The organism is Serratia sp. (in: enterobacteria), from assembly GCF_046715635.1.
Taxonomy (GTDB): Bacteria; Pseudomonadota; Gammaproteobacteria; order Enterobacterales; family Enterobacteriaceae; genus Chania.
Window position 1 is genome coordinate 1 of the sequence record NZ_JBKJYW010000136.1, and the last position, 5,335, is coordinate 5,335.

7 protein-coding genes and 1 pseudogene are annotated in these 5,335 nt (G+C 55.5%); 6 read left to right on the forward strand and 2 right to left on the reverse strand.

Features of this window, described 5'->3' with window-relative positions; genetic code table 11:
• From ACLQ7H_RS06580 to ACLQ7H_RS06590, 3 genes and pseudogenes are all read left to right on the forward strand, one after another.
• A pseudogene (locus tag ACLQ7H_RS06580) lies at positions 1-321 on the forward strand (p-hydroxybenzoic acid efflux pump subunit AaeB); the annotation flags it as partial.
• Positions 322-518: 197 nt separating this feature from the next.
• Positions 519-968, forward strand: coding sequence for a ribonuclease (locus ACLQ7H_RS06585; RefSeq protein WP_411751978.1), 450 nt, complete (start codon positions 519-521; stop codon positions 966-968).
• A gap of 4 nt (positions 969-972) precedes the next feature.
• Entirely contained in the window at positions 973-1,272 is a 300-nt protein-coding gene (locus ACLQ7H_RS06590) for a barstar family protein (protein WP_411751979.1), read from the forward strand.
• Positions 1,273-1,305: 33 nt separating this feature from the next.
• On the opposite strand, the gene yjgA is transcribed toward ACLQ7H_RS06590, so the two are convergent.
• Positions 1,306-1,854, reverse strand: coding sequence for a ribosome biogenesis factor YjgA (yjgA, locus tag ACLQ7H_RS06595; RefSeq protein WP_411751980.1), 549 nt, complete (start codon positions 1,852-1,854; stop codon positions 1,306-1,308).
• A gap of 201 nt (positions 1,855-2,055) precedes the next feature.
• Here yjgA and pmbA point away from each other — a divergent pair, with 201 nt between their 5' ends.
• Both pmbA and cybC read left to right on the forward strand, forming a co-directional pair.
• A complete protein-coding gene (gene pmbA, locus ACLQ7H_RS06600) occupies positions 2,056-3,396 on the forward strand; it encodes a metalloprotease PmbA (RefSeq protein ID WP_411751981.1) in 1,341 nt (446 codons plus the stop codon).
• A gap of 316 nt (positions 3,397-3,712) precedes the next feature.
• Positions 3,713-4,099: a cytochrome b562 gene (gene cybC, locus ACLQ7H_RS06605; RefSeq protein ID WP_411751982.1), complete on the forward strand. Its 387-nt coding sequence runs from the start codon at positions 3,713-3,715 to the stop codon at positions 4,097-4,099.
• 95 nt (positions 4,100-4,194) lie between these two features.
• Here the strand turns inward: cybC and ACLQ7H_RS06610 are convergent, their stop codons facing one another.
• A complete protein-coding gene (locus ACLQ7H_RS06610; RefSeq protein WP_411751983.1) occupies positions 4,195-4,959 on the reverse strand; it encodes an AraC family transcriptional regulator in 765 nt (254 codons plus the stop codon).
• A 117-nt stretch (positions 4,960-5,076) separates the two neighbouring features.
• Between ACLQ7H_RS06610 and ACLQ7H_RS06615 the strand changes: the two genes are divergently transcribed.
• On the forward strand, positions 5,077-5,335 hold a 259-nt coding region (locus tag ACLQ7H_RS06615), incomplete at its 3' end, for a TSUP family transporter (RefSeq protein WP_411751984.1).

Here is a 5,335-nt window from a genome sequence, read left to right on the forward strand (position 1 = left end):
CTGCTGATGATGTTCCCGAACGACATTGCCAAATACCGGCTGGCGCTCAACCTGATTATTGCCCACCAGCGGATGCAGATGACCGAGATCCCGGAACGGGAAGAGCTTTCGGTGTTCCACAAGCAGATCCGTAGCACTGCCGACCACGTGGTTACCGCCAAGAATGATGTGAAGCGGGCTTACTACTACGATCGTTTACTTAAAGAGATGAATGAATATCAACAAAAGCTGGTGGATAACCTTGCGCCACTTAGCGTTACCGGCCCGGTAAAACGCCTGGCCGATATGCTGCATCGCTACCGTCACGCGCTGATTGATTGATATCTTCACTTTCCCACCAACGGCTATACTGAGCAGGGTTTACGTCCCTCGTCCTGGGGGGCTAAAATGCACTCCCTAACCATAATAATTCCGTATCAATTGCGGTTTTTTGCTCGGGCGCGAGGCCTCTGCAAGTGAAATGGTTACATCTTGGTCATCTTTGATTCATTAATTTTTGCTATATATGCAGGGACGGTATGAACAAACGTACGCTTATTGCGATGTTGATTGCTTTGCTCGTGGCGGGTTTCAGTGCACTGCATGGGGATGGCGATCGGGCGCTGACCAACGATTCAGCCCCGGCGGCAGAAAGCATTGAACAACTGACGCAACAGCAGCGGGTGGTCAGCTATGTGCAACAGCATCAGCGTCTGCCTGATTACTACATCACCAAAAAGCAGGCACGCGAACAGGGTTGGGATGCGCGCGACGGTAATCTGTGCAAGGTATTGCCGGGCAAGGCCATTGGCGGCGATCGTTTTTCCAACCGTGAAGGGCAGTTGCCGACCGCCAACAACCGGGTATGGCGCGAAGCGGATATCAACTACCAATGCGGCCGACGCGGTGCCGATCGGTTGTTGTATTCCAGTGACGGTCTGATTTATGTCACGCGCGACCATTATAAGAACTTCATGCGGATGGAGTGAGCCGATGGGGAAAATAGAGTTCGATTTTAACCAGATAGCGGACTTGCCAGCGTTCTATCGCCACTTTGCCGAGCAGTTTGCACTGGGTGAAGGATTTGGCGCCAACCTGGACGCGCTGTGGGACGTGGTGACCGGCGACATCAGCCTGCCGGTCGAGATTGAATTTCTCAATCTCAACGCCCGCAGCAAACGCCGCTTTGGTGCCATTATTCTGTTGTTTGAAGAAGCGGAGGAAGAGCTGGAGGGCAACCTGCGGTTCAATATCCGTGAAACGAGCAACACAGCGATGCAACCGCGGGGATGAACGGGGTCCATCCCGCTGCGATGCCGCTGACGATCACTGTTGTGCCTCGGCCAGCTCTCGCAAGTACTGGAAGATTTGGCGGAATGATTTTGGCGGCTTGTTAGCAGCCTGCTCTTTCTGTGCGTTACGTATCAGGGCGCGCAACTGTTGCCGATCGGCCTCTGGATACAGATCCAGCACGGACGGGATCGCGTCATCACCTTCCGCCACCAGGCGATCGCGCAGCGCTTCCAGCTTGTGGAACAGCGAAACCTGTTGGTTATGGCGGTTCTTCAGCTTGTCGAGCGCAGTTTGGATCGGTTCGACATCGCGAGCACGCAGCATTTTGCCGATCAGTTGGATCTGGCGGCGGCGGCCTTCTTTCTTGATCTTCTGCGCCAGTTCGATGGCGGCACGCAGATCTTCATCCAGCGGGATGCGTTCCAACGCGTTTTTACCCAGTTCAACCAGTTCGGTTCCCAGATCTTTCAGCGCTTCGGCATCACGTTTAATTTCACTTTTACTGACCCAGATAATCTCGTCATCGTCCTCGTTTTCGTTCTCCGGGACTTCGTCGAGCCAGTCTTCAGGCTGTTTGTTCATGGTAGGCTCCGTTAAAAAGAGGCTAATCCTAACAGGTTGCCGGCTTTATGCGAAATTCCACGCGGTTCCTGTTAGACTCAAAAGTACATCGGGCTGCGGCCAGCGGGTGCAGCCTGAAATTATTTTGGCGCGTTATTGCGCGCAAAACCATGCCGACACGGCACTTTTCTCAACGATTTTCTGATTAACTATGGCCGATCGATGAAAGTAGTCACCCAAGTTGCAGAACAGCGCAAAGCGCTGGAACACGCCGTTTCACAGGCGCTGGAGCTGGCACGCGCCGGTTCCGATGCGGCAGAAGTTGCCGTGAGCAAAACCACCGGTATCAGCGTCAGCACCCGCTTTGGCGAAGTGGAGAACGTCGAATTCAACAGCGACGGCGCGTTAGGCATTACCGTCTATTATCAAAACCGTAAAGGCAGTGCCTCTTCCACCGATCTTAACCCGGATGCCATTGCACGTACCGTGCAGGCGGCGCTGGATATCGCTCGTTATACTTCGCCAGATCCCCACGCTGGCCCGGCGGAAAAAGATCTGCTGGCGTTTGACGCACCGGATCTGGACCTGTTCCACCCCACAGAACTGGATGCCGAACGCGGTATCGAGTTGGCAGCCCGCGCCGAGCAGGCTTCGCTGGCTGCCGACAAGCGGATTACCAATACCGAAGGCGGCAGCTTCAACAGCCATTACGGTATCAAGGTTTTCGGCAACAGCCACGGTATGCTGCAAAGCTATTGCTACAGCCGCCACTCGCTCTCCAGCTGTGTGATTGCCGAGCATGATGGCGATATGGAGCGGGATTACGCCTATACCATTGGCCGGGCGATGGGCGATATGGCCAGCCCTGAGTGGGTCGGCCAGGAATGTGCCCGCCGCACGTTGGCACGTCTTTCCCCACGTAAGCTGTCAACCATGAAGGCTCCAGTGCTGTTCGCCTCAGAAGTGGCAACCGGTCTGTTTGGCCACCTGGTCGGGGCTATCAGCGGTAGCAGCGTTTATCGCAAGTCCACCTTCCTGCTGGATTCGTTGGGTAAACAGATCCTGCCGGAGTGGATGACCATTGAAGAACACCCGCACTTGCTGAAAGGGCTGGCGTCTACGCCGTTCGACAGTGAAGGCGTACGCACCCAGCGCCGTGACATCGTCAAAGACGGTGTACTGGAAACCTGGCTGCTGACCAGCTACGCCGCGCGCAAACTGGGGCTGCATAGCACTGGCCACGCAGGCGGGATCCATAACTGGCGTATTGCCGGGCAGGGCGATGACTTTGCGGGCATGCTCAAACAGTTGGGCACCGGCCTGGTGGTCACCGAACTGATGGGGCAGGGCGTCAGCGGTATTACCGGCGATTACTCACGCGGGGCTTCTGGCTTCTGGGTAGAAAACGGTGAGATCCAATATCCGGTCAGCGAGATCACCATTGCCGGTAACCTGAAAGATATGCTGCGCAATATCGTCAGCATCGGCAGCGATATCGAACTGCGCAGCAATATCCAGTGCGGTTCCGTGCTGCTGCCAGAAATGAAGATCGCTGGGCAGTAATCTCCCTCCCCCCCAACCCTCTCCCACAGGGAGAGGGAGCTGTTAGCCTCTGCTTTTTGGGAAGTAAAGAGGCAATATCAGCAACCTCGATCGCCCCCTCATCCAAGGTAAATAAGCCGGTGCTCATGAAGAATCATGATACTTTCAGCTTAACTCGATCGGTTCCCTCTCCTTTTGGGAGAGTGTTAGGGTGTGGGGTATCTCGGCTCCTCCCAACTCCCCGCTTCAACCTTCCTTACAAATATCAGGTATCGGTTTTACCGTTCCATGCCTATGTTTATAACGGGTTAACTAAAACAATAACGGGAAGGTGAGCATGAGGAAGACATTGAAAGTGTTGGCAGCACTGACGCTGCTGGGAGCCAGTTCATGGGCGATGGCTGCCGATCTGGCCGATGATATGGATACCCTGGCCGCCAATTACAAAATTGTATTGAAAACCGATTCTACCGATACCTTCAAGCAGAGCCTGCAGAATATGCGTGCTGCGGCCACGGATGCCCAAAAAGGCACACCGCCGAAGTTGGAAAGCAAAGCGCCAGACAGCCCGGAGATGAAGGAATTTCGTCAAGGGCTGGCGACGTTGATCGGGCAGATCGATCAGTCAATGGCGTTGGCGAATCAGGGCAAGCTGGAGGACGCGCGTAAAGTGGCACAGGGCTTCAAGCAAACCCGCGATGCCAATCACAAAAAATTCCGCTAAACGTCTACACCGGACTCACAATATAGGGGCTGCATGCTGTTAAACGGGCGCAGCATGCGGTGCCCCTACGGTCGAATATGTGCGACCCCACCCACTCACCCCAAATAAGAAGACGGCGCCAGCCCTAACACCCGGCGAAACATCGCCGAAAAGGCCGCGCTGCTCTCATAGCCCAACTCAATGGCCACCTGGGTAACGCTGTTGCCCGCTGCCAGGCGTGCCAGCGCCAATACCACACAGGCTCGCTGACGCCACTGCGAAAATGACATCCCGGTCTGCTTGCGGAAAAAACGGCTAAAGGTGCGTAGGCTCATATACAGGCTGGCGGCCCAAAGCCCAGGTGGAGCGTGAGCGTCTGGCTGGCGTAAAAAGGTTTGGCACAGAGCGCTGAGCCGGGGATCTTCCGGCAGGGGAATATGCAGTGGCAATGCCTGCATCTGGGCAATCTCATGCAGCAGCAGCGCCACCAAAGCCCCATCCCGTCCTTCCTGCTGATACTCCAGCGGCATATCGACGGCGGCCATCAGCAACTGGCGCATCAACGGGGTTACGCTCACCACCTGACACACCTCGGCGATGGGCGCGATCAGCGCGTCCGGCTCGATATACAGGCTGCGAGTGCTCACTCCCATCATCCTGACTTCATGTGCGACCTGCGGCGGGATCCATACGGCGCGCTGTGGTGGCACCACCCAATTTCCCTGCCGGGTAAATACCTGCATCACGCCGGTGGCACCATACAGCAGTTGTGCGCGCCGGTGGCTATGCAAGGGCAGTAGATAGTCCGGTGGATAGTCGGTGCCAATGGCAATCACCGTTCTTGGCGTGTGATCGAGGGAATTGATGGAGGTATTGCGCATAGCCTGCCTTATCATTTTGGCCGAAACGCAATGATAGTTGACCGATGATAGCATACAAGCCATAACGTGGCCGCCTATCCTGCTAGCTGACCAACGACATTGAGGAGTGGCAGGGGGATGGCTGATATTTTACTGGTGCTGTTTACCGGCTTTTTGACCGGTATGACCACCATTCTGTTTGGTTTTGGCGGCGGCTTTGTGGTGGTGCCTTTCGTCTATCATGTGGTTTCCGCCTCCGGCAATCATGCCGATCAGGCGATGCATATTGCCGTGGCGACTTCGGCGGCGGTCATGATTTTAAACGCCAGCTATGCCAGCGTTACCCAGTGGCGCAGCGGCAATATCCTGCGTGAGACCCTCACTCCGCTGATCTTTT

Coding starts and splice junctions, on each gene's coding strand:
- cybC (WP_411751982.1), top strand. CDS start 3,713: ATGAGGAAGACATTGAAAGTGTTGGCAGCACTGACGCTGCTGGGAGCC.
- pmbA (WP_411751981.1), top strand. CDS start 2,056: ATGAAAGTAGTCACCCAAGTTGCAGAACAGCGCAAAGCGCTGGAACAC.
- yjgA (WP_411751980.1), bottom strand. CDS start 1,854: ATGAACAAACAGCCTGAAGACTGGCTCGACGAAGTCCCGGAGAACGAA.
- ACLQ7H_RS06585 (WP_411751978.1), top strand. CDS start 519: ATGAACAAACGTACGCTTATTGCGATGTTGATTGCTTTGCTCGTGGCG.
- ACLQ7H_RS06590 (WP_411751979.1), top strand. CDS start 973: ATGGGGAAAATAGAGTTCGATTTTAACCAGATAGCGGACTTGCCAGCG.
- ACLQ7H_RS06610 (WP_411751983.1), bottom strand. CDS start 4,959: ATGCGCAATACCTCCATCAATTCCCTCGATCACACGCCAAGAACGGTG.